We start from the raw sequence: 25700 nt of genomic DNA, 5'->3' as shown, positions 1-25700 counted from the left end.
AGGTCGGTCACGCCGAGCGCCCGGCGTGCCGCCTCGATCGTCTCCGGGGTGCTGGCCGGCACGATCCGGTCCACCATGGTGCCCGGGCACGCCGGCCGACAAGCGTCCGGCGCCGGCCATCGAGGTCAGTCGGCGCTGGCCAGGCCGATCGCGAACGCCTCCTCCAGGTCGTGCTGGGAGTAGGCCCGGAACGCGATGTGCGACTCGGTGTTGAGCACGCCCGGCACCTTGGAGATGCTGCCCGCGATGACCTGGGCGATCTGGTCGAACTCGCGGACCCGGACGATGGCGATGAGGTCGACGTGCCCGGCCACCGAGTAGACCTCGCTGACGCCGGGAAGGTTGGCCAGGTTCTCTGCCACCTCGGGGATCGCGTCGGTGGCGCAGTCGATCAGCACGATCGCGGTGATCACGGGGCATTTCTCCGTTCGTCGGCGTCGTCGCCCATGCTAGATGTTTCCGCCTGGGCCTGGAGTCGGGAGTCGCCGGGGCTCAGCCGTGCGCGGTCAGGTCGTCCCCGGCCCGGATCGCGTCGCGCAGCCGCTCGCCGTCGCGCACGGTCGCGCCCGGCCAGACCACGGTGCGCCGTACGTCGCCGGCCACCCGCGCGCCCGCGCCGACCACCGACTCCACGCAGCGACCGGTCACCCTGGCGGACGGGTCGACGAGGACACCGCCGGCCGCGGCGTGCAGGTTGGCCGCCAGGTAGTCGGCCGGCGTGCCGGTGTCGTAGAAGGTGCCCGCATAGGGCACCACCTCCAGGGCGCCTGCCGCCTCGGCCGGGCGCCAGACGGCTCGGACCAGGTCGGAGACGACGACCGGCAGGTCGCGGACCAGTCGCCAGGGCAGCAGCGAGAAGCCGGTGAAGCAGTGCCCGGCGAAGGTGCCCGGTGCCGCCGGGTCCGGGGCGGGTTGGCCGAGCAGGCGCACGGTGTGCCCGTCCCAGCCGTCGAGCAGAGCAGCCACGTCCGGGCCCGGGGGAGCCGCCGGGTCGGCGAGGTACGCGTCGGCGTTGCCGACCAGCACCGGCCGCCCGTCGATCCAGTCCCGCAGGTTGGCCACCCCGCCCGCCGTGCCCAGCGGGTCGCCCCGCTCGACGGACAGGTGCGCGCGGTCGCCGACGTGTGCGACCACCTGGTCGCCGAGGTAGCAGGCGTTCACCGCCACCTGGGCGGGACCGACCAGGCCGAGCCCGGCCAGCCGGGCCAACGCCCGGTCCAGCAGTGGCACGTTGCCCACCGGGCAGAGCGCCTTGGGCACCCGTTCGGTGAGCGGGCGCAGCCGGGTGCCCTCGCCGGCGGCGAGCACCACCGCGCACAGCTCCGCCGGCACGCCAGCCGTGCCGGTCATGGCGTGTCGTCAGGAACCGGTGGCGGGAACTGCCCGGCCAGCGGCCCGATGTCGTAGTAGGCGAGCAGTCGGGCGGTGGGCCAGGTCAGCTTGGGCAGGTCGTCCAGCGGGTGCCACGCGGCCTCGAAGACCTCCCCGCCGTCGACCACCAGCTCGGTGCTGGACGCCGGCACCTCCGTCTCGAAGACCATGTCCACCCAGCCCTTGGCGTGCACGATCGCGTTCGGCAATGCCGGGCGCAGCCGGGACGGGGGGAGTCGGACGCCGGATTCCTCGAACAGCTCGCGGGCCGCGCCCACCACCGGGGCCTCACCGCGATTCAGCAGGCCGGCGGGGAGCGACCAGCCCTTGCCGGGCGGCTGGCGCAGCATCAGCAACCGGCCCGCGCCCGTCGCCTCGGCGTCGCGGACCAGGGTGACCGCGCCGACGATGTACTTGGGCACGGCCAGCCGGACCAGGCGTCGACGCACCGGCAGCGGCAGCCGGTAGAAGGCCTGGTAGAAGATGGCCCGACCGGTGGCGCGGGAGCGGGGGATCATGATTCCAGGCTAGTGGTCACGAATGTTCTTCGGACGCGCTGGGGCCCGCCCGGTCACTGTCGATGGTCGACCAGGTCGATGAGCTGGCGTACCACGGTGTCCGGTTCGATCGCCCGGTCGAAGACCGCGACCAGCAGGGTTTCCAGGTCGGGGTAGCCCAGTTCCTCGGAGAGGCGCAGCAGCGGCAGGTCACTGGCGAGGCCTCGGTTGTGCTGACGCAGGGTGAGCCCGATGGTGGCCCGGCCGAGGCGAACCTTGTCGCTGATCGTGATGCCCGGCTCGGTGTGCTCGGCGAACCACCGGTTGATCTGCATCTGCGCGTTCGGCGACTTGACGAAGCTCAGCCACTCCTTGCGGGGGCCGCGCGGCGCCACGCCGGCCTCGAAGCCGTTGTCGCCGTCGTTCTCGGTGAAGATCTCCACCACGTCGCCCTCGCCCAGCTCCGAGCTCAGCGGGGCCAGCCGACCGTTGATCCGGGCGGCGAGGCAGTGGTCGCCCCGTTCGTTGCCCAGCTCGTAGGCGAGGTCGACGGGCGTGGCGTTGGCCGGCAGCATGACCTGCCGCCCGTCGGCGAAGACCTGGATCTGGCCCTCGGCGAGGTCGCAGCGCAGCGACTCGAGGAACTGCGCCGGGTCGGCGGCGTCCGGCTCCCAGTCGAGCACCCGGCGCAGCCAGTCCAACTGCTCGGCGCGGGCCGCCGCGCTGCCGATGCCGCCGGAGCGCGGGAAGCGGAAGTCGGCGGCGATGCCGTACTCGGCCGAGCGGTGCATCTCCTCGGTGCGGATGAGCACCTCCACCGTGCGGTCCTGTGGGCCGCAGACGCTGGTGTGCAGCGAGCGGTAGAGGTTGTTCTTCGGTGAGGCGATGAAGTCCTTGAAACGGCCGGGCATCGGTCGCCAGGTGCCGTGGATCGCGCCCAACGCGGCGTAACAGTCGGTGGGCGGGCCGTCGACCACCACCACGATGCGGGGCAGATCGTACGGGGCGGTGTGCTCTCCGGCGATGGTGTCCTTCCAGATCGAGTAGAGGTGCCGCGGGCGAGGGCTGACCTCGGCGTCGACTCGGCTGCGCTTCAGCGCCACCCGCGCCCGGGTGACCACCGAGTCGAGGTACGCGTCCCACCCCGGCCGGTCGTGCACGTGCCGGGCCAGCCGGGCGTGCTCGTCGGGCTCCAGGTGCAGCAGCACCACGTCGTCCAGCTCACGCTTGAGGGTCTGGATCCCCAGTCGGTCGCAGAGGGGGACCAGCACCTCCTGGGTCTTGCGGGCGATCCGTTCCCGCGACGACGCGGAGCGCACCCCGAGGGTGCGCATGTTGTGCAGCCGGTCGGCCAACTTGATGATCAGCACCCGGACGTCCTTGGCGGCCGCGACGATCATCTTGCGGATCGTCTCCGCCTCGGCGGCCTTGCCGTAGAACGCCTTGTCGAACTTGGTCACCCCGTCGACCAGGTGGGCCACCTCGCCGCCGAAGTCCTCGGAGAGCGCCTGGAGGGTGTAGCGGGTGTCCTCCACGGTGTCGTGCAGCAATGCCGCGACCAGGGTGGTGGTGTCCATCCCCAGCTCGGCGCAGATCTGCGCCACCGCGAGCGGATGGGTGATGTACGGTTCCCCGCTCTTGCGGAACTGCCCGCGGTGCATGTTCTCCGCGATGGTGTACGCCCGGCGCAGCACCGCGGGGTCGGTGCCGGCGTGGATGCCCCGGTGGGTGCGAACCAGCTGGGTGACCGGGTCGGAGTCGGTGGTCGGCCAGGTCAGCAACGACCGCAGCCGACGGGCGAGCGGCAGCTCACCCGGCTGGGTCGGAAGGGCGCCCCCCAGGGCGGCGCCGTGTCCGGCGTCGACGTCCACGAGGGACACCTCCTCACCCCGGCTCCGCGTCGCCGAAACCGGCGGCGGGGAGCAGGCCCACGAATCGGGCAGGACTGCACTTCTCTAACAGCCTAAGCGAGCCGCCGTAGTCCGATCGGTCAGTTGGTCATGAGCGTTCGGTCGAGAGTTGGTGGGACGAGGCGTTCTCGGCCTTCGCCAGCAGGTCACGGAACCGCCCCGCGCCACCCACCGGGGAGGACCAACCGGAGGACATCTCGACGAGTCGGGTCTCCGGTCGCTCCAACCAGGACAGGATCCGTTCGGACTCCTCGGCGGTGGCTGCCGGCACCGGGCCGTGCCCGCCCGACACCGTCTCGGCGGTGGCCCGGATGGCGGTCAGCGTGGGCCGCGGGTGGACGCCCGGCGGGGACACCCCGGCACCGGCCAGCCGGCCGTGCCGCACCAGCGCCAGCTCCCAGCCGCCCCGGGCGGCCGGCCGGGCCGCGGCCAGCTCGACGATCCCGGTCAGCGCGGCCAGTCGCTGCATCCGCACGGTGGCCCGCAGCACCGCGGCCAGTCGGGACCGCACCACCGCGGCGTCCTCGTAACGCTGGTCGCGGGAGAGCACGTCGATCCGGGCGAGCAGCGCGTCCACCACCGGCTGAGGGTCGCTGGCCGTGGCGGTGCGGAAGGGCGCGGCAGCGCTGTCGTCGTACTCCTGGGGGGTGATCTTGTGCTCGCAGGGCGCCGGGCAGCGACCCAGCTCGGCCAGCGCGCAGGCCGGCGTGACGGTGCGCAGCGAGAGCCGGTGCGTGCACTGGCGCAGCGGCACCGCGTCGTGGAAACCGGCGGCGGCCAGCTCCGCGGCCCGCCGGGAGGTGAATGGCCCGAGGTAGGCGGTGTCGGTGGGGGAGAGGTCGCGGACGATCGAGAGCCGAGGGTACGGACCGTCGGTGAGCTTGAGCCAGACCATCCGCTCCGGGTATTTCGACCGCCGGTTGTACGGCGGGGCGTGCGCGGCGATCAGCCGCAGCTCGCGGACCTCCGCCTCCAACGAGTGCGCGCACTCCACCGCCTCGACCCGCTCGGCCGCGGCCAGCATCTCGGAGATGCGTGCCCGCTTCTCACCGGCCGTGAAGTAGCTGCGCACCCGGGTGGCGATGTCGACGGAGGTGCCCACGTAGAGCGGTCGGTCGTCGGCGGCCCGGAAGATGTAGACCCCGGGAACCTTGGGCAGCCCTTCGGCCAGGTGCCGTTTGCGGCGCTGGGTCGGGGTGACCGCCCGGGCGAACTCGATGGCGTCGCCGACCGTGTCCACCTGGTGCCCGCCGAGCCGGCCGATCAGCCCGTGCAGCACGTCGACGGTGGCCTTCGCGTCGTCCAGCGCACGGTGGGTGGGCTGGACGGCGGTGCGGAAGTAGGCGGCCAGGGTGCCCAGCTTGCGGTTGGGCACCTCGTCGCGGGTCAGCACCCGGCGGGCCAGCGCCGCCGTGTCCAGCACCCGGGGGTTGGGCCAGGGGTAGCCGTGTTTCGCGCAGGCGGCCTTGAGGAAGCCCACGTCGTACGGGGCGTTGTGCGCCACCAGCACCGCGTCGGCGATGAACTCCAGGAAGCTCGGCAGCACCTGCTCGATCGGCGGCGCCGGCACCAGCATCGCCTGGGTGATCCCGGTCAGCACGGTGATGAACGGCGGGATCGGCTGCCCCGGGTTGACCAGGGTGGCCAGCACGCCGAGCTGTTCGCCGCCGCGCACCTTGACGGCGCCGATCTCGGTGATGCCGCCGCCGTCCGGCGCGCCACCGGTGGTCTCCAGGTCGACCACCACGAAGGTGGTCGCGTAGAGCGGCAGCGCCGGGTCCACCCCGCCCACCGCCGGGTCGAGACCAGCGAGGGACTCCTGGACGTACTCCGCCTGTGCCATCGGCGGCACGCTAGCGCGCCGGTCCGACACTCCCGTCACAGCGGCCCCACCAGTGTGCATGGGGCTAGGATGAGAGATCGGCTCACCACCGGGCGGTGGGCCCGTTCGCGGTGGGAGACTTGCCACATGCCCCTCACCGAGCCGAACGACGACCACCTCCCGCAGGAGGATCTGGTCGCGCGCGATGGTGCTGCGGGCAACCCGGACGACAACGTAGTCAGCGAGACATCAGGCCCATTCGGCCCGACGGCAGCGGGCGACGGGCCCGTGATCGAGCCGGAGCCGACCCTGCCGGAGCCGGTCCGGCAGCGGATCGTGGCGCTGACCGCCGCGGTGCTGCCCACCCTGCCCGCCGACGAGGTGCCGGTGCCGTTGCGCCGAGTGGCCAAGTTCGCCCCCAACCGGCGGGCCCGCCTCGGTGCGCCGGCCATCGCCGCCCAGCTCACCGCCGACCCGCTGTTCCGGCAGCGGGTCACCGCCCGCGTCCTGGCCGACGCCGGTGACCTCGGTGCTGCCGTCGTCGAGGGCACCGCGCCCGCCGCCGCCGACCCGGTCGAGGTCGCCGCGCTGGCCTACCTGACCCGGCCGCGCGGCTGGCGGGAGTTGATCGAGGCCAGCGGTGCCGCCGTGCGCGCCGAGGCGGACAGCGCGGTCGTCGCCGAGCTGGTCCGTGAGGCCGAGCAGCGAGCCACCCGCGCCGAGCACGACCGGGCGGTGGCCCGGGTCGAGGCGGAGAAGCTCCGCGACGAGCTGGCCCGCGTCCGTGAGGAGTTGGGTCAGCTCCGCGAGGAGTCCCGGCAGGTGGCCCGTACCCTGCGGGAGACCCAGGCCCGTGAGCGCAAGGCCACCGAGCTGTTGGCCACCGAGCGCGGCCGGGCCGCGCGCGCCAGCGCCGACGTGGACGCCGAGCTACGCCGTGCCCGGGCCCGGCTGGCCGAGGCGGAGGCCACCGCCGGTGTGGCCCGTGCCAGCGCCAAGGAGTCGCGCTCGGTCGACGACGCCCGGCTCTGGCTGCTGCTGGAGACCATCGGCCAGGCCGCCGTCGGGCTGCGCCGGGAGCTGGCGCTCGACCCGGTCGACAAACTCCCCGCCGACTTCGTCGCCGACGCGTTCGCCGAGCAGCCGGGCACCGCTCCGGCCGGCCCGTCCGCCCGGGCCCGCGACACCGACGACCCGGCCCGGCTCGACCAGCTGCTCGCCCTGCCCAGGGCACACCTGGTGGTGGACGGCTACAACGTCACCAAGCGGGGCTTCGGCGAGATGTCCCTGGAGCAGCAGCGCAAACGCCTGATCACCGGGCTGGGCGGGATCGCCGCGCAGACCGGCGACGAGGTCACGGTGGTCTTCGACGGTGCCGAGCGGATGCACGGGCTGCCGCCCGCGCCGCGCGGCGTACGGGTGCTCTTCTCCCGTAAGGGCGAGACCGCCGACGAGCTGATCCGGCGGCTGGTCCGCGCCGAGCCGTCGGGGCGCCCGGTGGTCGTGGTCTCCTCCGACCGCGAGGTCGCCGACGGCGTACGCCGGCACGGGGCCTACCCGCTGGGTGCCGACTCGCTGCTGCGGCGGCTCGCCCGCTCCTGACCACACCCCGACCGCGGACCGTGATCGACACGAGGTCGGCGATGTCGGGGTGTTCGGCGGTCGGGATACCCCGATATCGCTGATCTGGAGTGGATCTCGCCCCCAACGGTCGGTCGGGTGGGGTTTCTGTCGTACCCGGTGGTTAGCGTCGATGTGACCGACGGTGCTCGGGTCGCGACGACAAGGCGCGGGCCGGGCATCTGCCGAGCCGATCAGGAGGCGTGATGCTCATCGACTGCGAGGGGTGCCCGACCCAGGGGGACGGTTGTTCCGGCTGCCTGGTGGCCGCCCTGTTCGACGAGACGTCCCCGGCGGCCGGGCTGGTCGCCGCCGAGGTCCAGGCGCTCGAGGTGCTCGCCCGGGCCGGTTTCGAGGTGGAGGTGCTGGCCGCGCCCGCGCGTCCCGGGGCCGCCCGTCAGCGCGTGCCACGTCGCGTGGCCTGACCGCCACACCGCACCCGAAGCGGGCTTTTCGCGGGCCATAGGATGGGCGGTCACGGCGGGAGGAGCGGCGGGATGAGCGGTGTACGACGCGACGACGGCGGGCCCGTCCGCAGTGGCACGCCCGCCGGCAGTGGCGGGAACGCCCGCCGCGCGGCGGGCACGGCGGTGTCCCGGTGACCCCGCGCGGGTGGGCGCTGCTGACCCTGGCCGGGTTGACCGTCGCGCTGCTGGTGATCGCCGCGCTGTTCATTCCGTGGCACCGACCGCCGGCACCTCGGGCCGACCAACTGGCCGCGCTGGGTGACCTGCCAGCCGAGCAGGTGGCCAAGGGGCGGGAGTTCCGTGCCGCGCTGCGTCCCGGCGGTTACGCCGCGCTCGCCGTCGGGCTGCTGATCGCCCTCGCCCTCGGGTTGACCCCGCTGGGCAGCCGCCTGGTCGAGCTGGTGGGCCGGCCGTTCGGCGGGCACTGGGCCGCGCAGGCGGTGCTCGGCGGGCTGGCCGTGGTGCTCGTCGCCGACCTGGTGACGCTTCCGTTCGCCGCTTGGCGCCAGAGCGTGCTCACCCGCTACGGGCTGAGCACCAACGGCTGGAGCGGCTGGGCGGTCGACCTGCTCAAGTCGTACGCGGTCAGCGCGGTGATCGGCGCGGTGGCGCTGGTCGGCTTCTACGCGGTCATCAGGTTCGCGCCGCGCTGGTGGTGGGCGTTCGGCGCGGCCGGGGCGGCCCTGCTGGTGGTGCTGCTGTCGTTCGTGCTGCCGGTGCTGGTGGAGCCGGTGTTCAACAGGTTCACCCCGATGGAGCAGGGCCCGCTGCGCACCGAGCTGATGAGCATGGCCGCCCGCGACGGCGTGCCGGTGCGCGACGTGCTGGTCGCCGATGCCTCCCGCCGCACCAAGGCGGTCAACGCATACGTCTCCGGTCTCGGTCCGACCCGGCGGGTGGTCGTCTACGACACGCTGCTGCGGGAGGCGACCCCGGCCGAGGTGACCGCCGTGGTGGCGCACGAGCTGGGGCACGCGAAGGACTCCGACGTGGCGGTCGGCACGTTGACCGGTGCGCTGGGCGCCGCGGCCGCCGTGGTGGCGCTCTACCTGCTCGGCTCGTGGGGGCCGCTGCTGCGGCTGGCCGGCGTCGACTCGGTTGCCCAACCACGCGCGTTCCCCCTGCTGCTCGCCCTCGTCACGGTGGCCGGGTTGGTCGCCGCCCCGGTGCAGGCGCTGATGTCGCGTCGCGTGGAGGCACGCGCCGACGCCCACGCGCTCGCGCTCACCCGTGACCCGGTCGCCTTCGAGTCGATGCAGCGCCGGCTCGGCTCGGTCAACCTCGGCGACCCCGACCCGCCGCGCTGGGAATACCTCTACTCGGCCTCGCATCCGTCCACCGTGGAGCGGATGGCCGCCGCCCGCGCGTACGCCCGGGAGGCCGGCCGATGAGTCGCACGCTGCTGATCACCAATGATTTTCCGCCCCGTCCCGGCGGGATCCAGTCCTTCGTGCACAACCTCGCGGTGCGTCAGCCGGCCGGCTCGGTGGTGGTGTACGCGTCGAGTTGGCGCGGTTCCGCGAAGTTCGACGCCGACCAGCCGTTCGAGGTGATCCGGGAACGCACGCGCGTGTTGCTGCCCACCCCGCTGATCGCCCGTCGGGCGGCCCGGCTGGCCCGCGCGTACGACTGCGACACGGTGTGGTTCGGCGCGGCGGCCCCGCTGGGGTTGCTCGCCGCGGGCCTGCGGCGGCGGGCCGGCGTACGCCGGGTGGTGGCGCAGACCCACGGCCACGAGGTCGGGTGGGCGGCGTTGCCGGCCGCCCGGCCGGCGCTGCGCCGGATCGGTCGGGGCGTGGATGTCACCACCTATCTCGGTGAGTACACCCGCAGCCGGTTGGCCCGTGTGCTCGACGGGGTGACCGAGCTGCGCCGGCTCGCGCCCGGGGTCGACGTGGACACCTACCACCCGACGGTGGACGGTGAGCAGGTCCGGGCCCGGCTCGGGTTGACCGACCGGCCGGTGGTGGTGTGCGTGTCCCGGCTGGTGCCGCGCAAGGGGCAGGACATGCTGATCCGGGCACTGCCGGAGATCCGCCGCCGGGTGCCCGACGCGGCGCTGCTGATCGTCGGCGGCGGGCCATACCGGGCGACCCTGGAAAAGCTGGCCCGGCAGACCGGTGTGGAACGGGACGTGGTGTTCACCGGCTCGGTGCCGTCGGCCGAGCTGCCGGCGCACTACGCGGCTGGCGACGTCTACGCGATGCCGTGCCGCACCCGCAACCGGGGGCTGGACGTGGAAGGGCTGGGCATCGTCTACCTGGAGGCGTCCGCGACCGGCCTGCCGGTGGTGGCCGGTGACTCCGGGGGCGCTCCGGACGCGGTCCGCGAGGGGGAGACCGGTTACGTCGTACGCGGCCGCGACGTCGCCCAGCTCGCCGACCGGGTGGCCCGGCTGCTGGCCGACCGGGACCTGGCCCGCCAGATGGGCGCTGCCGGCCGGGTGTGGGTGGAGCGGGAGTGGCGCTGGGAGGCGCAGGCGGAACGGATGGCAGCGCTGCTCGCCGGCTGATCGCCGCCCGCGCTCAGTCGACGGGGTCCGCGCGCACCGGAGCGTAGCGGGGCACGTACTCCTGGCCTGTGAGCTTTTGGATCGCCGCCATCACCTCGTCGGTGACCGTCCGGATGTCGCGTGGTCCGTTGATCCGTTCGGCGACCGGGATCGGCGCGCCGAACCGCAGGGTGACCGGGTGTCGGCGGGGCAGCCGCGCGTCGACCGGCAGCACCTCGGCGGTGCCGAGCACGCCGACCGGGATGATCGGCACCCCGGCGTCGCGGGCCAGCCGGGTCATTCCGACGCGGCCCCGGTAGAGCCGCCCGTCCGGGGAGCGGGTGCCCTCGGGGTAGACGGCGACCAGGCCGCCCGCGCGCAGCACCGGTACGGCGGCGTCGAGGGCCTTCAGGGCGGCCCGGCCGTCGGCGCGGTCGACCCGGATGGCGCCCATGCCGGCGACGATGCGCCGGTTGAGCCAGCCGCCCGGACCGCGGCCGGTGAAGTACTCGGCCTTCGCCCAGAACGTCACGTGTCGGGGTGTCGCGCTGACGAGGAACAACTCGTCGGCGACGGACAGGTGATTGCCGGCGAGGATCGCGCCGCCGTGCAGGGGCAGATGCTCCAGCCCTTCGACGCGGGGCCGCCAGCCCAGCCGCAGGGTGGTGCTGACGGTGAGCTTGGTGAGGTCGTACAGCAGGGGCACGTGTTCTCCGGGGATCGGTGGTTCAGGCGAGTGTCGGGCCGAGATGGGCGTCGAGCGCGGCGCGCAGCAGGGCGTCGTCGTCGGTGGCGCCGGTGGCCAGCGGCAGGCTGCCCCAGGCCCAGAGTTGGGCGATGCCGTGCAGGTTGGCCCAGAGCGCGCCGGCGAGCACCGGTGCGGGGGCGTCGGTCGGCCGGCGTACCTGCGCCACCAGGTCGGCCAGGACGGTGAACAGCGGCAGGCTCGTCTCGCGCAGCCGCAGCCGGCCGCTGCCCAGGAGGTCGTGACGGAACATCAGCTCGAACATGCCACGGTGGGCCGCCGCGAAGTCCAGGTACGTCCGGGCCAGTGCGACCAATCGGGTACGCGGGTCCGGGCCGGCGTCGCGCATCGTCTCCTCGACGCGGGCGGTGAGGTCGGCGAAGCCCTCGCGGGCGATGGCGGAGAGCAGGTCGACGTGGGTGGGGAAGTAGCGGCGGGGTGCGCCGTGAGAGACCCCGGCACGGCGGGCGATCTCCCGCAGCGACACCGCCGACTGACCCTCGCGCAGCACCAGGTCCACCCCGACGGCCACCAGCCGTGCCCGTAGGCCCGTCTCCTCGGCGCTCATAGACAGTGTCTACCAGAGTTCGTAGACGGTGTCTACCAGCAGTGGCCGACCGCGTCGGCTCAGCGGATACGGGCCAGGATGCGGTCGGCGGGCGCCGGGCGGCCGAAGTGCCAGCCCTGCGCGGCGTCGCAGTCGATCGCCCGCAGCCGCTCGGCCTGCCCGGCGGTCTCCACCCCCTCGGCGGTGACCGTCAGGTCCAGGGCGTGCGCCAGCGAGACCAGCGAGGCGAGGATCCGCTCGTCGGTGCGCCCGACCGTAGGCGACCGCAGCCCGGCCACGAACTCCCCGGCCACCTTCAGTTCGGTCACCGGCAGGTCCCGCAGGTACGCCAGGTTGCTGTAGCCGGTGCCGAAGTCGTCGATGGCGATCCGCACCCCGAGGTCGGCCAGCACCCGCAGAGCGCGTACCGGCTCCTCGGCGGTGCTCATCATCGTGCTCTCGGTGATCTCCAGTTGGAGCCGCTCCGGTGGCAGGCCCGTCTGCCGCAGGAGGGCGCGGACCTCCTGCACCAGCCCGGGCCGGTGGACCTGCCGTACCGCCAGGTTGACGCTGACGAACGGCGCCGTGGCGCCACCGGCCGACCAGGCCTCCGCCTCGCGGCACGCCTCGGCCAGCACCCACCCGCCCAGCTGCACGATGAGGCCGGTCTCCTCGGCCAACCCGATGAAGCTGTCCGGCCGCAGGACCCCCAGCTCCGGGTGGCGCCAGCGGACCAGCGCCTCGACGCCCACCAGGCTGCCGTCGCGCAGTGAGGTCAGCGGCTGGTAGTCGAGGTAGAACTCGCCCCGCTCCAATGCGGCCGGGATGGCCGCGGAGAGCGCGTACCGGGCCAGTTCACGTTGGTTGCGCTCGGCGTCGTAGAGCGCCCAGCGTGCCCCACCGGCGGACTTCGCCCAGTGCAGGGTGCTGTCGGCCGCCCGCATCAGGTCAGTGGGGTTGGCACCGGCCACCTGGCGCTCGACGATGCCGATGCTCGCCGAGATCTGCAGCTCGTGCCCGTCGACCAGCGCCGGTGCCCGTACTGCGGCCAGCGCGGTCTCGGCCACCGCCACCATGTCGTCGGTGCCGCCGGTGTCTTCCACCAGGATGACGAACTCGTCCCCGCCGAGTCGGGCCACCAGGTGCTCACCCATGGCCTGGCACAGCCGTTCGGCCACCGTGACCAGTAGCCGGTCACCGACCTGGTGCCCCAGGGTGTCGTTGACGACCTTGAACCGGTCCAGGTCCAGGAAGCACACGCCGACCCGCTGCGCGCCCCGGCCCGGCTCGTTGAGCGCGGCGGTGAGCCGCTCGGTGAACAGCGTCCGGTTGGGCAGACCCGTGAGCGGGTCGTGGGTGGCCTGATGCCGGAAGCGGGCCTCGCTGGCTCGCAGCGCCCGCTCGGCCTGCGTGCGGGCCCTCATGGCGGCCCGGCGGATCGACTCCTGCTGGTCGAGCGTCCGGTCGCGAAGCGCGCGGGCGTAGCCGGTCGCCACGGCCGCCAGCAGCCGGGCCATCCGGTCCTCGACGTCCTCGGCCACCAACCCCAGGTCGCGCACCAACCTGAGCTGGATGACCTCGACGGTACGACCCAGCCCTTCGGCGGAGGCGATGTGCGCGGCGACCAGCTCGGCACCGACCCGATGCCCGGCACGCAGGTCGAACGGCTCGGTGAGCAGCGCGCCAGCCAGGTCCCCGGTGAGCCGGTCCAGCAGGGTCTCGAGCTGGGCCTGGGTCATCGGCAGGTAGCTGGTGCCGGAGACGGCCTTCGCCCAGGCCCGCGCGAACGTGCCCGGGTAGGAGGTCGCCCCGGGCGACTCAGGCACCGAGTCGCCCGACGCCACCCATGAAGACCGCGCGCTCGGCGTCCTCCGCGCTCTCCGGAGTGTCCGGTCGCCACTGCGGCACCCAGACCACGCCGGGGTCGATCAGCTCGAACCCGTCGAAGAGCGCGGTCAGCTCGGCGCGGCCGCGTACCCACAGTGGGTTGTCGGTCCGGCGGTAGACCCGCTCCGCCTCGGCGCGTTCGTCGTCACTGCGCCCGTCGTCGCTGGCCTGGGACAGCACCAAATAGCTGCCGGGGGCCAACGCGTCGCGCAGCGTCCGCAGCAGCTCCGCCGGTCGGTCGTCGTCGGAGACGAAGTGCAGGACGGCCACGATCATCACGGCGACCGGCTGGCTCAGGTCGAGCAGCTTGCGGACGTCCGGGTGGGTCAGGATCTTGTCCGGGTGCCGCAGATCCTCCTGCACCACCGCCGTTCGGTCGTTTCCGGCGAGGATCTCGCGGCTGTGCGCCACCGCCACCGGGTCGACGTCCACGTAGACCACCCGCGACTCCGGGTCGCGCCGTTGGGCGATCTCGTGCACGTTGCCGACGGTCGGGATGCCCGAGCCGATGTCCAGGAACTGCCGGATCCCGGCCTCGGCGAGGTGGTGCACGGCCCGGCGCAGAAACGCCCGGTTGGCCTGGGCCATCAGCGGCGCCTCGGGCACCGCCGCGACCATCGCCTGCGCCGCAGCCCGGTCGGCGGCGAAGTTGTGCGAGCCGCCGAGGTAGTAGTCGTACATCCGCGCGACGCTCGGGCGCTCGATGTCGATGGTGTCGGGTGCCCAGTCCGGCCGCTGCATGCGTTCACCCCTTGAGTCCGCGACGCGGGCGTCGTCGCCCGCGCGGGTATTGTGCACCCGCCACGCACGCCAGACCATAGCGCGCCGGAGGTTACCCGCCGACGTCGGTCGATACGCGACGGTCCGCGCCGGCCGAAGCTGGCGCGGACCGTCGGTCGCGACATCCCGCTCGACGAGCGGGGGCAGATCAGAACTTCGGGGCGTCCGGTGCCTCGAGCAGGCCGAGCCGGAGCGCGGTCATCAGGGCCTGAGCCCGGTTGGCCGCTCCGAGCTTCTCGTAGAGCTTGGAGATGTGCGTCTTGGCCGTGGACTCGCTGACGAACAACTGCTTGGCGATGCCCGCCACGCTCATCCCGTCGGCGAGCAGCCGCAGCACCTGCCCCTCCCGGGGAGACAACTGCGGACCCGACGGCGCGAGCCGGCGCTTCATCGCCTCGGCCAGGTCGGCCGCGGTGAACGCGCTGGGGGAGGAGGCGGCATGCCGTGCGGCGGCCACCACCTCGTCAGCCGGGGCGGTCTTCGGCACGAAGGCGCTCGCGCCGGCCTCCAGGGCGCCGAAGAGCTGGTCGTCGCCGGCGTACATGGTCAGCACCACGATGCCCATCGACGCGCTGGACTTGCGCAGCGCGCGGGTGGCCTCCAGGCCGCTGCCGTCGGGCAGCCGCAGATCCATGATCACGACGTCCGGCTGCAGGGCGCCAGCCTGGCGTACCCCCTCTGCCGCCGTAGCGGCCTCACCGACGACCTCGAACTGACGGTCGCGCTCGAAGGCGTGCCGGAGGCCCTTGCGAATCAGGTCATGATCGTCAACAAGGAGGACCTTGGTGCGGGCGGCCGGTGTCGGACTTGTGGTCATCCTCGGGTTACTCCCCTTCTGGTGCTGCGCTGTCGCGCACGTTATCGCGCCGGGACGAGGTGCCAAGAACCACCGCCACGGTCGTGCCGCTGGGTTGCCGCGGCCTGATCTCCAACCGGCCCCGGATACGTTCCGCCCTCTCGGCCATGATCGCAAGACCGTACCGTCCGTCGGGGCGCTGGTCAGCCATCCCCTGACCGTCATCCGACACTTCTATTTGCGCGTACGGGGGGTCAACCTCACACGTGACCCAGAGATTCGAGGCTCCAGCGTGCTTTCGCGCGTTGGTCACCGCCTCCTGCGCGATGCGCAGCAACTCGGCCTCGGTGGCCGCCGGCAGCCGGGCGGTGGACTCGTCCAGCGAGAGATGCACCCGCAGCCCGCCGGAGGCGCCCACGGTGCGCGCGTACTCGGCGATCGCCGCGGCCAACCCGCCCTGCCGGTCCACCTCGCTGCGCAGCTCGAAGAGGCTCAGCCGCAGCTCCTGAATCACCCGGGTCACCTCGCCGCGCAGCGTACGCAGGGCCTCGGCGGTCTCGTCAGCGTCGTCGAAGACGGTGGCCAGGGCGTTGTCGATGCCGTAGCCGACCATCACCAGCTCCTGCGCCACCCCGTCGTGGATCTCCCGGGCCAGCCGCTGCCGCTCCTCGTTGGTGGCCAGCGAGCGCACCTCGTCGAAGAGCAGCGCCGCCTCCAGCCGCAGCGCGGCCGGGTGGGTCAGCGCGGTCACCCGGGACACCACCGGCGGCGGGTACGCGTGGGCGACGTCCGCCTCCAGCACCACCAGCCCCACCGTGCGCACCCCGGCGACCAGCGGAACGATCAGCGCGGACACGTCGCCGCCGCGGTGCGAGCGGGACTGCGATCGCGCCGCGGTCTGCGCCTGCTGACTGGCCCAGGCGTCGGCGATCGCCGAGTCCGCGTCCAGCGTCGTCTCCCAGTCCACCCGGTCGACGCCGGCCTGGGCGAGCACCACGAGCCGACCGCCGCCGCTGGCCGACAGCACCGCGCCCCGGTCCGCCCGTGCCACCGTGCGCAACTCCTCCAGCAGGTGCTCGGAGATGCCGCCCGGGTCCAGGGTCGCCCCGGGCAGCTGTCGGGCCACCGTACGCAGTTGGGTCAGCAGCCGGGTCGCCTCGGCGTACGGCTGCGGTTTGCCCTCACCACGGACCGCCATGACCCGGTGCAGGGTGCCGGCGGCGTAGAGCCCCAGCGCCGCCAGGATCAGCCACTGCGCGCAGACCGCGAGGTAACCCGGCTGGCCGAGCTGGAGCCCTCCGCCGACCTCGGTCACCGCGCCACTGACCAGCAGGGTGGCGGCGGTGACGGCGAGCAGGGCGGCGCCCTCGGAGAAGCGGCGGCGCAGCGCGGTGACGGTCACCGGGACCGCCAGGTAGGGGAGCATCGCCGACGCGCCCAGCCCGTCGACCGTGCCGCCGATCGACGCGACCGCGGCCACGTGGCTCGCGGCCAGCCCCAGCACCACCACCTCGGCCACCCGGCTCAGCGGCCCGATCAGCCGGTGCTGCGGGGCCAGCAGGGACGGGAGCCCGGCGACCGCCAGCAGCGCGATCCACCACAGCTGGGCGACGTCGCGGGTGGCGAACAGGGTCAGGATGGCGACCAGCGCCAGCATCACCAGGCGGGCGGCCGCGGCGAGGGGATGCGGGTGCGGTGCGGTGGCTGTGGATGCGGGCACGTGACGGATGGTAGTCAGCCCCGGTAGATATCGGCGATCTCCGCCGCGTACGTCTTGTGGACGACCTGGCGTTTCACCTTGAGCGACGGGGTCAATTCGCCGGTCGCCTCGGTGAAGTCGCGGGGCAGGACCCGGAACACCTTGATGGCCTCGGCCTTCGAGACGGCCTGGTTCGCGGTGTCGATCGCGGTCTGGATCTCCTTGCGAAGGCCCTCGTCCTCGCGCAGTTGATCGAGGGAGGTGTCGGCGGGCAGCCCGGCGCTCGCCAGCCAGGTCGGCAGCGCCTCCTCGTCGATGGTGACCAGCGCCGCGATGAACGGCTTCGCGTCACCGACCACGACACACTGGCTGATCAACGGGTGGGCCCGGACCAGGTCCTCCAGCACGGCCGGGGCGACGTTCTTGCCGCCGGCGGTGACGATCAGCTCCTTCTTGCGGCCGGTGATGGTCAGGTAGCCGTCGGAGTCGAGCTGGCCCAGATCACCGGTACGGAACCAGCCGTCGGAGCTGATCGTCTCGGCGGTCGCCGCCTCGTTGCGCCAGTAACCCTGGAAGATCAGCTCACCGGAGATCAGGATCTCGCCGTCGTCCTCGATCCGCACGGCCACGCCGGGCAGCGGGCGGCCGACGGTGCCGATCCGGGTGCCGCTGGGCAGGTTGGCCGCGGCGGCGGGCGAGGTCTCGGTCAGGCCGTAACCCTCCAGGATCGTCACACCGACGCCGCGGAAGAAGTGACCGAGCCGGGCGCCGAGCGGGGCGCCTCCGGAGATGGCGTCCCGGCACCGTCCGCCGAGCGCGGCACGCAGCTTGCCGTAGACCAACCGGTCGAAGACCGCGTGCTGGGCGCGTAGCGCCAGGCCGGGTCCGCGAGGGGTTTCCAGTGCCTCGCTGTACGCGATGGCGACGTGCTCGGCGCGGGCGAAGATGCCGCCCTTGCCGTCGGCCTCGGCCTTCTGCTTGGCCGCGTTGTAGACCTTCTCGAACACCCGGGGTACGGAGAGCACGAAGGTCGGCCGGAAGTCCTGCAGCTCGGCGACCAGGTTCTTGGTGTCGGCGCAGTGCGCCATGGTGGCCCGCGCCTGCACGACGCCGATCTGGATCAGCCGGGCGAAGGCGTGCGCCAGCGGCAGGAAGAGCAGGGTGGACGCGCCGGCGTTGAACAGGTTCGGCAGCACCGGCACCGCGTTGGCGATGTCGGCGTACATGTTGCGGTGGGTGAGCACGCAGCCCTTGGGCCGGCCGGTGGTGCCGCTGGTGTAGATGATCGTGGCCAGGTGGTCGGCGCGGACGGCCTTGCGCCGCCGCTCGACCTCGGCCAGCTCGACGCTGGCACCGGTCGTGACCAGCTCGTCGACCCCGCCGAGGTCGATCTGCCAGACGTGGTTCAGCTCGGGCAGCCGGTCTCGGACATCGGCGACCAGGGCGGCGTGCGCCTCGGTCTCCACCACGATGGCGACTGCGTTGGAATCCTCGAGGATCCATGCGGCCTGCTCGGGGCTGGAGGTCTCGTAGATCGGCACGGTGACCGCGCCGACGGTCCAGATGGCGTAGTCCAGCAGCGTCCACTCGTAGCGGGTACGGCTCATCAGCCCGACCCGGACACCCGGCTCGATGCCGGCGGCGATCAGCCCGCGGGCAACGGCGGCCACCTCGTCACGGAACTGGAGGCAGGTCACCTCGGCCCAGGCGGTGGCGGTGCCCTCGGTGCCCGACGTGGGGCGGGCGAACTGGACGGTGTCGGGCGCGACCTCGGCGTTGTCCCAGACCGGATCGGTGAGGTTGGCCGCGTCGCCAACGGTGACGATCGGCGGGACGGAGAACTCGCGCACCTGCACTCCTTCGTGCTCGCACTGGTCGGACTGGCCGTCACCGTGGGCGTCGGCTGCCTCGAAACCTACCCGGCGGGCGGTCCAGGTGGAGTAGGCAGGATGCCCCGGGGGACTTCGTGGCGGTTGGGCCGACGCTGCCGGTGGGGATGCCGAGCCCCGCTGCCCCGCGCGGCGGGGGCGGCGCGACGTGGGGGCGGTACCCGCCGGGTAGCCTCCCCCCATGGCGGACTCCTCCACCCAGTCGATCATCATCGGCGCCGCACCGGATCGGGTGACGGCGGTCATCTGCGACTTCGCGCGCTACCCGGAGTGGACCGACGCGATACGCCGCGCCGAGGTCGTCGAGGAGTACGAGGACGGGTACGCCAGTCAGGTGCACTTCATCATCGACGCCGGGGTGATGGCCGACGAGTACGTGCTCGCCTACGAGTACGCCGAGGACCTGTCCCGCATCGAGTGGCACCTGGTGGCCCCGTCGAAGATGCAGAAGACCCAGCGCGGTTCGTACGACCTGGTGGGTAACCCGGACGGCAGCACCTCGGTGACCTACACGCTGGAGGTCGAGCTGTCGGTGGGAATGCTCGGGATGTTTCGGCGCAAGGCCGAAAAGATGATCATGGACACCGCGTTGAAGCAGCTCAAGCGCCGGGTAGAAGCAACCGGTGCGGCGCAATGACGTGTCCGGTGACACGGTAGAGGAGCCGAGGGTGGGCGGAACGGATCCGGGTTCGGCCCGGGAAGAGGCGGAGCGGCTGGTCGCCACCCTGCTCGCGGGGGCGCGACTGGCCTCCGCAGGCTCGGCGGGGGGCGCCCTCGGCTCGTTGGGCGGGCTGCTGTCTGGTGTCCTCGGTCACAGTGCCGGCCCGGACGGGCGTTCCGGCACCAGCGGTGCTTTCGCCACTGGTTCGGCGGAATGCTGCGTCTGCCCGGTCTGTCGGGGCATCGCCGCGTTGCGGGACCCGAGTCCGGAATTCGCCGAACGCCTCGCGACCGGCGCCGGTGACCTCGCGGCGGGCGTCGCCAGCCTGCTCCGCGCGTTCTCCCCGGCCGAGCCGCCCGCGACGAGCCCGTCCGAGCCGGCATCCGAGTCGACCGCCCCGCCGCCGCCGGCACCCGCCGCGAGCACCGACGGCGTGCTCCCGGAGCCAGCCGGGAACGACCCGTCCAGCACGGCCCGCGACGATCACGTCTGGCGCGATGCCACCCGTACCGGGCATGATTCTCAGCCGGCGCCGGAGCGGGACGTCTGGTCGGTCGCCACCCGGACGGCGGACCCACTCGCCCCGGCCGCCGCACCACCCGTCGACGAGGCCGGGTCGGCGACCGTACCGGCACCGACCGCCCGTCCCGTGGTGCCCGCGTCGCGGGTGCCCGACGACACTGGCGCGGAAGCTCCGGGCGACGGCGCCTGAGCGCGGGACATCCCGACCCGGACCGGCATACCGCCGGGACGCGGGCCGGACAGCAACAGCAGAGGGGAGCGCCAGCGGTGACGCTGACCATCGGAGTCGACGTCGGTGGCACGAAGGTGGCCGGCGGTGTCGTGGACGACACCGGCACGGTCCTCGTGCAGACCCGACGGGACACTCCCGCCGATGACGTCGGCAAGACCCGCGACGTCATCATCGAGCTGGTCGGCGAGCTGGCTGCCGGGCGGACGATCGAGTCCGTCGGCATCGGCGCGGCCGGCTGGATCGACGCCAGCCGCTCGACCGTGCTCTTCGCCCCCAACCTGGCCTGGCGGGACGAACCGCTGCGCGAGTACGTCAGCAAGGCCGTCGGCCTTCCCGTGATCGTCGAAAACGACGCCAACGTGGCCGCCTGGGCCGAGTTCCGCTACGGCGCGGCCCGCGACGCCGACGACTCCATGATCATGTTCACCATCGGCACCGGCGTGGGCGGCGGCATCGTGCTCGGCGGGGAGCTGATGCGGGGCGCGCACGGCATCGCCGCGGAGCTGGGCCACATGCTGGCCGTGCCGGACGGGCACCAGTGCGGCTGCGGCCGGCTGGGTTGCATCGAGCAGTACGCCAGCGGCAGCGCCCTCGTGCGTTTCGCCCGGGCCGGCGCCCGGCAGGAGCCCAACCGGGCCACCGCGCTGCTGGACCTGGCCGGCGGTGAGGTCGAGGCGATCACCGGCCCGATGGTGACCGCCGCCGCGCAGGGTGGCGACCCGATCTCCGCCGAGGCGTTCGCGCAGATCGGCCGGTGGCTGGGCACCAGCCTCGCCGACATGGCGCAGATCCTCGACCCGCAGACCCTGGTGGTCGGCGGCGGTGTGATCGACGCCGGTGACCTGCTGCTCGGGCCGACGCGCCGCTCGTACCTCGACGCGCTCGCCCAGCGCGGTCGTCTGCCGGTGGCCGAGGTGCTCCCGGCCGAGCTGGGCAACAGTGCCGGTGTGATCGGCGCCGCCGACCTGGCCCGCCGGATCTGAGGCGGTCCGGGATGGGCCAGGGTGCGGGCGTGCCACTGCGCGTGGTGTCGTACAACATTCACAGCCAGCGCGACGACACCGCCGCGCTGGCGGCGGTGGTCCGGGCCGTGGCGCCGGACGTGGTGATCGTGCAGGAGGGGCCGCGCCGGTTCCGGTGGCGGCAGAAGTCCGCCACGTTGGCGGAGTCGTTCGGCCTGGTGGTGGCCGCCGGCGGGCTGCCCGCGCTGGGCAACCTGCTGCTGACCAGCCTGCGGGTCCAGGTGCGGGGCACCCGGTGCCAGCGCTTCCCGCTGACCCCTGGCCGGCACCTGCGTGGCGCCGCGTACGCCGACTGCCGGGTCGGCGACGCCCGGTTCACCCTCGCCGGCTCGCACCTGTCCACCGATCCGGCCGAGCGTCCCGGGCAGGCCGCCGAGTTCAAGCGTGGGCTGGACGCGGCGACCAGCCCGGTGCTGGCCGGAGCCGACCTCAACGAGGGCCCGGACGGGCCGGCGTGGGCCACCGTGGCGCGCGGGTTGACCGACGCGGCGGTGGCGGCCGACCGGGCCGACCGGCTCACCTACTCCTGCGCCGACCCGCGCCGACGTATCGACGGCCTCTTCGTCGACCCGCGGATCACCGTGGTCGACTACGACGTGGTGGACACCCCGCAGACCCGCCTGGCCAGCGACCACTTCCCGGTCCTGGTCGACCTGCTGCTGCCCACCACCGGCTGACCCCCAACCCCGGCTCGACCGTCGACGTGTCCGCGTCAGGGCTGGACATCCGGCTCCGTTGTGGAGAGGATTTCGCGGCGACCGGCACGCGTGCCGTACAAAAGGAGATGTCCCGGTGTCCACCTCCACCGACCACGGCCGGCCCGACCCGGAAGCGACCCCGTCCGCGCAGAGCAGCGACGGCCGGCCAGTCTCCGACCGGGGCGACACGGTCTGCGTCATCGGGGCCGGGGCCAGCGGCCTGACGGCCATCAAGAATCTGCGCGAGCACGGGTTCGGCGTGGACTGCTACGAACGGGAGACGGGCGTCGGCGGCGCCTGGAACTGGCGGCACGACCGCAGCCCGGTGTACGCCAGCACGCACCTGCTGTCGTCCAAGCCGTTCACCCAGTTCCCCGACTTTCCGATGCCGGACTCCTGGCCGGACTACCCACACCACAGTCAGCTGCTGTCGTACTTCGAGCGGTACGCCGACCACTTCGACCTGCGTTCGCACATCTGGTTCGGCACCGAGGTCATCCGGGTTGAGCCCGCCGAGGGGGAGCGGTGGGACGTGACCACCCGCTCCACCGGCGGGTACGGCCCGGAGCGCACCTCCCGGTACGCTGCCGTGCTGATCGCCAACGGCCACAACTGGTCGCCGAAGCTGCCCCGGTACGAGGGGCTGGAGCAGTTCCGCGGCGAGATCATGCACGCCTCGTCCTACAAGGACCCCGCGCAGCTGCGCGGCAAGCGGGTGCTGGTGGTCGGCGCCGGCAACACCGGCTGCGACATCGCCGTCGAGGCCGCCCAGCAGGCGTCACGCTGCTGGCACTCCACCCGGCGCGGCTACTGGTACGCGCCGAAGTACGTGCTCGGCCGCCCCGCCGACCAGGTGAACGACGCCCTGCTGGCGCTGCGCGTGCCGCTGCGGGTGCGGCAGTGGCTCTACCACTGGACGATGCGGTTGACCGTCGGCGACCTGACCCGCTTCGGCCTGCCCAAGCCCGACCACCGGGTGTACGAGACGCACCCGATCGCGAACAGCCAGCTCGTCTACTACGTGGGCCACGGCGCGATCGGCCCGGTGCCCGACATCGCCCGGTTCCACCCGTACGCCGTGGAGCTTGCCGACGGCCGCGAGATCGACCCCGAGGTGGTCATCTTCGCCACCGGCTACCTGCCGCGCTTCGAGTTCCTCGACGCCTCGGTGTTCGGTGACAGTGCCGGCGCGGGTCGGCCCACGCTGTGGCTCAACGCGTTCACCCCGGGGCATCCGACGCTGGCGGTCGCCGGCCTGGTGCAGCCGGATTCCGGGTTGTTCACCCTGTCGCACTGGCAGACGGTGCTCTTCGCCCGACTGCTGCGGGCCCGCCGGGATCGACCGGAGCGGGCCGCGGCGTTCGCGTCTCGGGTGCGTGACCGGGCCGGCGAGCGCTACTCCGGGCAGGTCAAGGAGAGCAGCCGGCACTGGTTCGAGGTCGGTCACGCCGACTACCTGCGCGCCGTCCAGCGCGCCCTAGTCGACCTGGAGGGCAAGTGACCGGCGACCGCACAGGTGCGAGCGAGAGGCAGACCCGTGACTGAGCTGCGGATCATGCGGGGCCGGGAGTGGTCCCGCCCGGTCCGACCGGCACGGCGGGAGGTGCTCAGCGCCACTCCCGAGCAGGAGGAGGGGCGCCCGCCGCTGCTCTTCGTCCCCGGGTTCGGGCACGGTGCGTGGGCGTTCGCCGAGCACTGGTTGGGTCACGCGGCGTCGCGGGGCTTCCCGGCGTACGCGATGAGCCTGCGCGGGCACGGTGGCAGCGAGCCGGCGCCGGAGGCGACGCTGCGGGCGTACGCCCACGACGTGGTTCAGGTGGCCGCGGGTCTGCCGCGTCAGGCGGTGCTGGTGGGGCACGGCGCCGGGGCCCTGGTGGTGGCGCACGCGTTGGCCCGCTACCCGGCGCGGGGCGCGGTGCTGGTGGCGCCGGTCTTCGGCGGTTGGGGAGTCTTGGGGGCGGCGCTGCGCCGCAACCCGGCGGGCACGTTGCCGGCGGTGTTCGGCGGCCCGTTGCGGCTCAACCGTGGGCAGCTGTTCAGCCGTGAGTTGCCCGACGAGGAGGCCCGGCGGTACGTCGGACGGCTCGGTCGGGCGGGCCGGCGGGCGCAGTGGGCTCTGCTGGGCGAGCCGGAGGCCGAGCCGGCCGTGGGCACGCCTCCGGTGCTGGTGTTGGGCAGCCCGGATGACCGGGTGGTGCCGGCGTCGACGTTGACCCGGATCGCCCGCCAGTACGGTTCGGCCCCGCTGCTCTTTCCCGGGATGGGCCACGACCTGATGCTGGACTCGCGTTGGGCGGAGCCGATCGACGCGATCCTGGACTGGCTGGAGAAGGAACCCGCGGCGCACTGAGCGAGCAGGCGGCCCTGCGGCCGGACAGGCCCCTGCGGCCGGTCAGCCGCTGGCGTGGCGGGTTGCCGGGCTGCCCTTCGGGGTGGCGGGTCGGGGCACCCGAGCGGCGCCCTCGGGGTTGGCGTCGGTGCTGGTCAGCCAGCTGATCAGGGCTCCGCCCTCGTCCAGCGCGCGGAGGTAGGAGCGGGCCCAGGCCCGGATGTCGTGCTGGTGCAGGTAGGCGCGCATGGCCCGCATCCGTTCGGTGACGTCGGCCGGGCTGGCCCGCAACGCCGCGCGCAGCCCCTGCTTGAGCCCCTCCAGGTCGTGCGGGTTGACCAGGTACGCCTGGGACAGCTCGGCGGCGGTGCCGGCGAACTCGCTGAGCAGCAGAGCGCCCGTGTCGTCCACCCGGGCGGCCACGTACTCCTTGGCGACCAGGTTCATCCCGTCGCGCAGCGGAGTCACCGCCATCACGTCGGCGACCCGGTAGAGCGCGGCCAGCTCGGCCCGGTCGAAGGGCTGGGTGAGGTAGTGGATCGCCGGCTCGCCGACCCGGCCGAACTCGCCGTTGATGCGGCCCACCTCGCGCTCGATCCGCTCGCGCAGGATCTGGTATTGACCGACGCGTTCCCGGCTCGGCATCGCGACCTGCACCAGCACCGTGTCGCGGACCTTGACGTCGCCGTTGGCGAGCAGCTCGCTGTACGCCTTGAGTCGCTGCTCGATGCCCTTGGTGTAGTCCATCCGGTCCACGCTGAGGATGACCTGCCGGGGATCGCCGAGGTCCTGACGCAGCCGGCGGGCGCGGGCGGCCACCTCGGGACGGGCGGCGAGCGCGCCCATCTCGGCGGTGTCGATGGAGACCGGGAACGCGCCGATGCGCACGACCCGGTCGTCGATGCCGATGCGGCGGTCGGTGGCCGGCAGCTCCAGCACCTTGGTCACCAGTTGGGCGAAGTTGTGCGCCGCCTGGGCTCGCTGGAAGCCGACCAGGTCGGCGCCGAGCATGCCGCGCAGCAGCTCGGCCCGACGGGGCAACTGCATGAACAGCTCTGGCGGCGGGAACGGCACGTGCAGGAAGAACCCGATGCGCAGGTCCGGCCGGAGCGCGCGGAGCAGACCGGGGACCAGGTGCAGGTGGTAATCCTGCACCCAGACCACCCCGCCGGGCTCGGCCACCTCGGCGGTCGCCTCGGCGAAACGTTGGTTGACCCGTTGGTACGCCTCCCACCAGCGGCGGTGATGCTGCGGCTGCTCGACGGCGTCGTGGTAGAGCGGCCAGAGGGTGGCGTTGGCGAACCCCTCGTAGTGGTCGCGCAGGTCTTCCGCGGTGAGCGCGACGGTGTGCATCCGGACGCCGTCCACGTCCGGAAGCGTCGGGGCCGGCCCGACGCCACCGGCCCAGCCGACCCAGGTCGCCGGGGTGTGTCGCAGGAGCGGGTGCAGCGCGCTGACCAGCCCGCCCGGGCTGCGCCGCCACTCGCAGGCCCCGTCGGGAGCCTGGCTGTCGTCGATGGGGAGGCGGTTGGCCACCACCACGAGGGAACTCTGTCGCATCTCGGGCATTCCGATCAGCAGAGGCTGACCGCCGCGAGCAAGGAAAAACCGGTCAGTCAGCGGGGGAAGTGACGTACAGCGGTATTCCTACTGACAGTAAGTTACACCACTGTTACGCCCGCAGCGGGCCGGCGACCGTCCCGGGATGCGGGCCG

At 73.1% G+C, this 25700-nt stretch carries 23 protein-coding genes; 10 read left to right on the top strand and 13 right to left on the bottom strand.

The window, feature by feature from the left end; all coding sequences use genetic code 11:
* Nucleotides 1–125: 125 nt before the first annotated feature.
* The 5 genes from ABZS37_RS17700 to ABZS37_RS17680 all read right to left on the bottom strand — a co-directional run bounded on the left by ABZS37_RS17700 (nt 126) and on the right by ABZS37_RS17680 (nt 5621).
* The gene (locus tag ABZS37_RS17700) at nt 126–413 is read right to left on the bottom strand and encodes an Lrp/AsnC ligand binding domain-containing protein (protein WP_074313163.1); all 288 of its coding nucleotides are present in this window, start codon (nt 411–413) and stop codon (nt 126–128) included.
* A gap of 79 nt (nt 414–492) precedes the next feature.
* Nucleotides 493–1350, bottom strand: coding sequence for a sugar phosphate nucleotidyltransferase (locus tag ABZS37_RS17695; RefSeq protein ID WP_355170125.1), 858 nt, complete (start codon nt 1348–1350; stop codon nt 493–495).
* Complete coding sequence (locus ABZS37_RS17690) at nt 1347–1889, bottom strand: NUDIX domain-containing protein (protein WP_355170123.1); 543 nt, start codon at nt 1887–1889, stop codon at nt 1347–1349. Before ABZS37_RS17690 ends, ABZS37_RS17695 begins: the two co-directional genes overlap by 4 nt.
* Before the next feature lie 53 nt (nt 1890–1942).
* Entirely contained in the window at nt 1943–3739 is a 1797-nt protein-coding gene (locus ABZS37_RS17685) for an HD domain-containing protein (RefSeq protein ID WP_355170143.1), read from the bottom strand.
* A gap of 127 nt (nt 3740–3866) precedes the next feature.
* A complete protein-coding gene (locus tag ABZS37_RS17680) occupies nt 3867–5621 on the bottom strand; it encodes a DEDD exonuclease domain-containing protein (RefSeq protein ID WP_354994920.1) in 1755 nt (584 codons plus the stop codon).
* 126 nt (nt 5622–5747) lie between these two features.
* On the opposite strand from ABZS37_RS17680, the gene ABZS37_RS17675 reads away from it, so the two are divergent.
* The 4 genes from ABZS37_RS17675 (at nt 5748) to ABZS37_RS17660 (ending at nt 10199) form a co-directional block, all read left to right on the top strand.
* Nucleotides 5748–7202 carry an NYN domain-containing protein gene (locus tag ABZS37_RS17675; RefSeq protein ID WP_355170121.1) on the top strand — a complete coding sequence of 485 codons (1455 nt, stop codon included), beginning with the start codon at nt 5748–5750 and terminating at the stop codon, nt 7200–7202.
* Nucleotides 7203–7426: 224 nt separating this feature from the next.
* The gene (locus ABZS37_RS17670) at nt 7427–7645 is read left to right on the top strand and encodes a hypothetical protein (RefSeq protein ID WP_355170119.1); all 219 of its coding nucleotides are present in this window, start codon (nt 7427–7429) and stop codon (nt 7643–7645) included.
* Nucleotides 7646–7818: 173 nt separating this feature from the next.
* A complete protein-coding gene (locus ABZS37_RS17665) occupies nt 7819–9078 on the top strand; it encodes a M48 family metalloprotease (protein ID WP_355170117.1) in 1260 nt (419 codons plus the stop codon).
* Entirely contained in the window at nt 9075–10199 is a 1125-nt protein-coding gene (locus ABZS37_RS17660; protein WP_355170115.1) for a glycosyltransferase family 4 protein, read from the top strand. Before ABZS37_RS17665 ends, ABZS37_RS17660 begins: the two co-directional genes overlap by 4 nt.
* Before the next feature lie 13 nt (nt 10200–10212).
* Here ABZS37_RS17660 and ABZS37_RS17655 read toward each other — a convergent pair whose 3' ends face one another.
* The 7 genes from ABZS37_RS17655 to ABZS37_RS17625 all read right to left on the bottom strand — a co-directional run bounded on the left by ABZS37_RS17655 (nt 10213) and on the right by ABZS37_RS17625 (nt 18482).
* Nucleotides 10213–10884: a lysophospholipid acyltransferase family protein gene (locus ABZS37_RS17655; protein ID WP_355170113.1), complete on the bottom strand. Its 672-nt coding sequence runs from the start codon at nt 10882–10884 to the stop codon at nt 10213–10215.
* 22 nt (nt 10885–10906) lie between these two features.
* Nucleotides 10907–11491, bottom strand: a complete 585-nt coding sequence (locus ABZS37_RS17650) for a TetR/AcrR family transcriptional regulator (RefSeq protein ID WP_355170111.1) — start codon at nt 11489–11491, stop codon at nt 10907–10909.
* Between the two features lie 59 nt (nt 11492–11550).
* Nucleotides 11551–13209: a bifunctional diguanylate cyclase/phosphodiesterase gene (locus ABZS37_RS17645; RefSeq protein ID WP_355170141.1), complete on the bottom strand. Its 1659-nt coding sequence runs from the start codon at nt 13207–13209 to the stop codon at nt 11551–11553.
* A 79-nt stretch (nt 13210–13288) separates the two neighbouring features.
* Nucleotides 13289–14098: an SAM-dependent methyltransferase gene (locus ABZS37_RS17640; RefSeq protein ID WP_354994912.1), complete on the bottom strand. Its 810-nt coding sequence runs from the start codon at nt 14096–14098 to the stop codon at nt 13289–13291.
* A 187-nt stretch (nt 14099–14285) separates the two neighbouring features.
* On the bottom strand, nt 14286–14954 hold the full coding sequence (locus tag ABZS37_RS17635) for a response regulator transcription factor (RefSeq protein ID WP_076467977.1): 669 nt from the start codon (nt 14952–14954) through the stop codon (nt 14286–14288).
* A gap of 7 nt (nt 14955–14961) precedes the next feature.
* Complete coding sequence (locus ABZS37_RS17630; RefSeq protein WP_355170109.1) at nt 14962–16653, bottom strand: GAF domain-containing sensor histidine kinase; 1692 nt, start codon at nt 16651–16653, stop codon at nt 14962–14964.
* Nucleotides 16654–16667: 14 nt separating this feature from the next.
* Nucleotides 16668–18482, bottom strand: a complete 1815-nt coding sequence (locus ABZS37_RS17625) for a long-chain fatty acid--CoA ligase (RefSeq protein ID WP_355170107.1) — start codon at nt 18480–18482, stop codon at nt 16668–16670.
* A 220-nt stretch (nt 18483–18702) separates the two neighbouring features.
* Between ABZS37_RS17625 and ABZS37_RS17620 the strand changes: the two genes are divergently transcribed.
* From ABZS37_RS17620 to ABZS37_RS17595, 6 genes are all read left to right on the top strand, one after another.
* Entirely contained in the window at nt 18703–19158 is a 456-nt protein-coding gene (locus ABZS37_RS17620) for an SRPBCC family protein (protein ID WP_355170106.1), read from the top strand.
* A gap of 31 nt (nt 19159–19189) precedes the next feature.
* Nucleotides 19190–19894: a hypothetical protein gene (locus ABZS37_RS17615; protein WP_355170104.1), complete on the top strand. Its 705-nt coding sequence runs from the start codon at nt 19190–19192 to the stop codon at nt 19892–19894.
* A 77-nt stretch (nt 19895–19971) separates the two neighbouring features.
* The gene (locus tag ABZS37_RS17610) at nt 19972–20919 is read left to right on the top strand and encodes an ROK family glucokinase (protein ID WP_355170102.1); all 948 of its coding nucleotides are present in this window, start codon (nt 19972–19974) and stop codon (nt 20917–20919) included.
* A gap of 11 nt (nt 20920–20930) precedes the next feature.
* Nucleotides 20931–21635, top strand: coding sequence for an endonuclease/exonuclease/phosphatase family protein (locus ABZS37_RS17605; protein ID WP_355170100.1), 705 nt, complete (start codon nt 20931–20933; stop codon nt 21633–21635).
* 115 nt (nt 21636–21750) lie between these two features.
* Nucleotides 21751–23157: an NAD(P)-binding domain-containing protein gene (locus ABZS37_RS17600; protein WP_355170098.1), complete on the top strand. Its 1407-nt coding sequence runs from the start codon at nt 21751–21753 to the stop codon at nt 23155–23157.
* A gap of 54 nt (nt 23158–23211) precedes the next feature.
* Nucleotides 23212–24006, top strand: a complete 795-nt coding sequence (locus ABZS37_RS17595) for an alpha/beta fold hydrolase (RefSeq protein ID WP_355170139.1) — start codon at nt 23212–23214, stop codon at nt 24004–24006.
* A gap of 42 nt (nt 24007–24048) precedes the next feature.
* Here the strand turns inward: ABZS37_RS17595 and ABZS37_RS17590 are convergent, their stop codons facing one another.
* Nucleotides 24049–25545 carry a trehalose-6-phosphate synthase gene (locus tag ABZS37_RS17590; protein WP_355170096.1) on the bottom strand — a complete coding sequence of 499 codons (1497 nt, stop codon included), beginning with the start codon at nt 25543–25545 and terminating at the stop codon, nt 24049–24051.
* Nucleotides 25546–25700 lie beyond the last annotated feature (155 nt).

It is taken from the genome of Micromonospora sp. NPDC005413 (genome assembly GCF_040606435.1).
Classification (GTDB): domain Bacteria; phylum Actinomycetota; class Actinomycetes; order Mycobacteriales; family Micromonosporaceae; genus Micromonospora.
This window is presented reverse-complemented; position numbering and strand designations above follow the sequence as displayed.

What these genes read in the sequence shown, in the direction of transcription:
- ABZS37_RS17695 (WP_355170125.1), bottom strand. Translation starts at nt 1,350, where the DNA reads ATGACCGGCACGGCTGGCGTGCCGGCGGAGCTGTGCGCGGTGGTGCTC.
- ABZS37_RS17690 (WP_355170123.1), bottom strand. Translation starts at nt 1,889, where the DNA reads ATGATCCCCCGCTCCCGCGCCACCGGTCGGGCCATCTTCTACCAGGCC.
- ABZS37_RS17680 (WP_354994920.1), bottom strand. Translation starts at nt 5,621, where the DNA reads ATGGCACAGGCGGAGTACGTCCAGGAGTCCCTCGCTGGTCTCGACCCG.
- ABZS37_RS17675 (WP_355170121.1), top strand. Translation starts at nt 5,748, where the DNA reads ATGCCCCTCACCGAGCCGAACGACGACCACCTCCCGCAGGAGGATCTG.
- ABZS37_RS17670 (WP_355170119.1), top strand. Translation starts at nt 7,427, where the DNA reads ATGCTCATCGACTGCGAGGGGTGCCCGACCCAGGGGGACGGTTGTTCC.
- ABZS37_RS17660 (WP_355170115.1), top strand. Translation starts at nt 9,075, where the DNA reads ATGAGTCGCACGCTGCTGATCACCAATGATTTTCCGCCCCGTCCCGGC.
- ABZS37_RS17650 (WP_355170111.1), bottom strand. Translation starts at nt 11,491, where the DNA reads ATGAGCGCCGAGGAGACGGGCCTACGGGCACGGCTGGTGGCCGTCGGG.
- ABZS37_RS17645 (WP_355170141.1), bottom strand. Translation starts at nt 13,209, where the DNA reads ATGACCCAGGCCCAGCTCGAGACCCTGCTGGACCGGCTCACCGGGGAC.
- ABZS37_RS17640 (WP_354994912.1), bottom strand. Translation starts at nt 14,098, where the DNA reads ATGCAGCGGCCGGACTGGGCACCCGACACCATCGACATCGAGCGCCCG.
- ABZS37_RS17635 (WP_076467977.1), bottom strand. Translation starts at nt 14,954, where the DNA reads ATGACCACAAGTCCGACACCGGCCGCCCGCACCAAGGTCCTCCTTGTT.
- ABZS37_RS17620 (WP_355170106.1), top strand. Translation starts at nt 18,703, where the DNA reads ATGGCGGACTCCTCCACCCAGTCGATCATCATCGGCGCCGCACCGGAT.
- ABZS37_RS17605 (WP_355170100.1), top strand. Translation starts at nt 20,931, where the DNA reads ATGGGCCAGGGTGCGGGCGTGCCACTGCGCGTGGTGTCGTACAACATT.
- ABZS37_RS17595 (WP_355170139.1), top strand. Translation starts at nt 23,212, where the DNA reads ATGCGGGGCCGGGAGTGGTCCCGCCCGGTCCGACCGGCACGGCGGGAG.
- ABZS37_RS17590 (WP_355170096.1), bottom strand. Translation starts at nt 25,545, where the DNA reads ATGCGACAGAGTTCCCTCGTGGTGGTGGCCAACCGCCTCCCCATCGAC.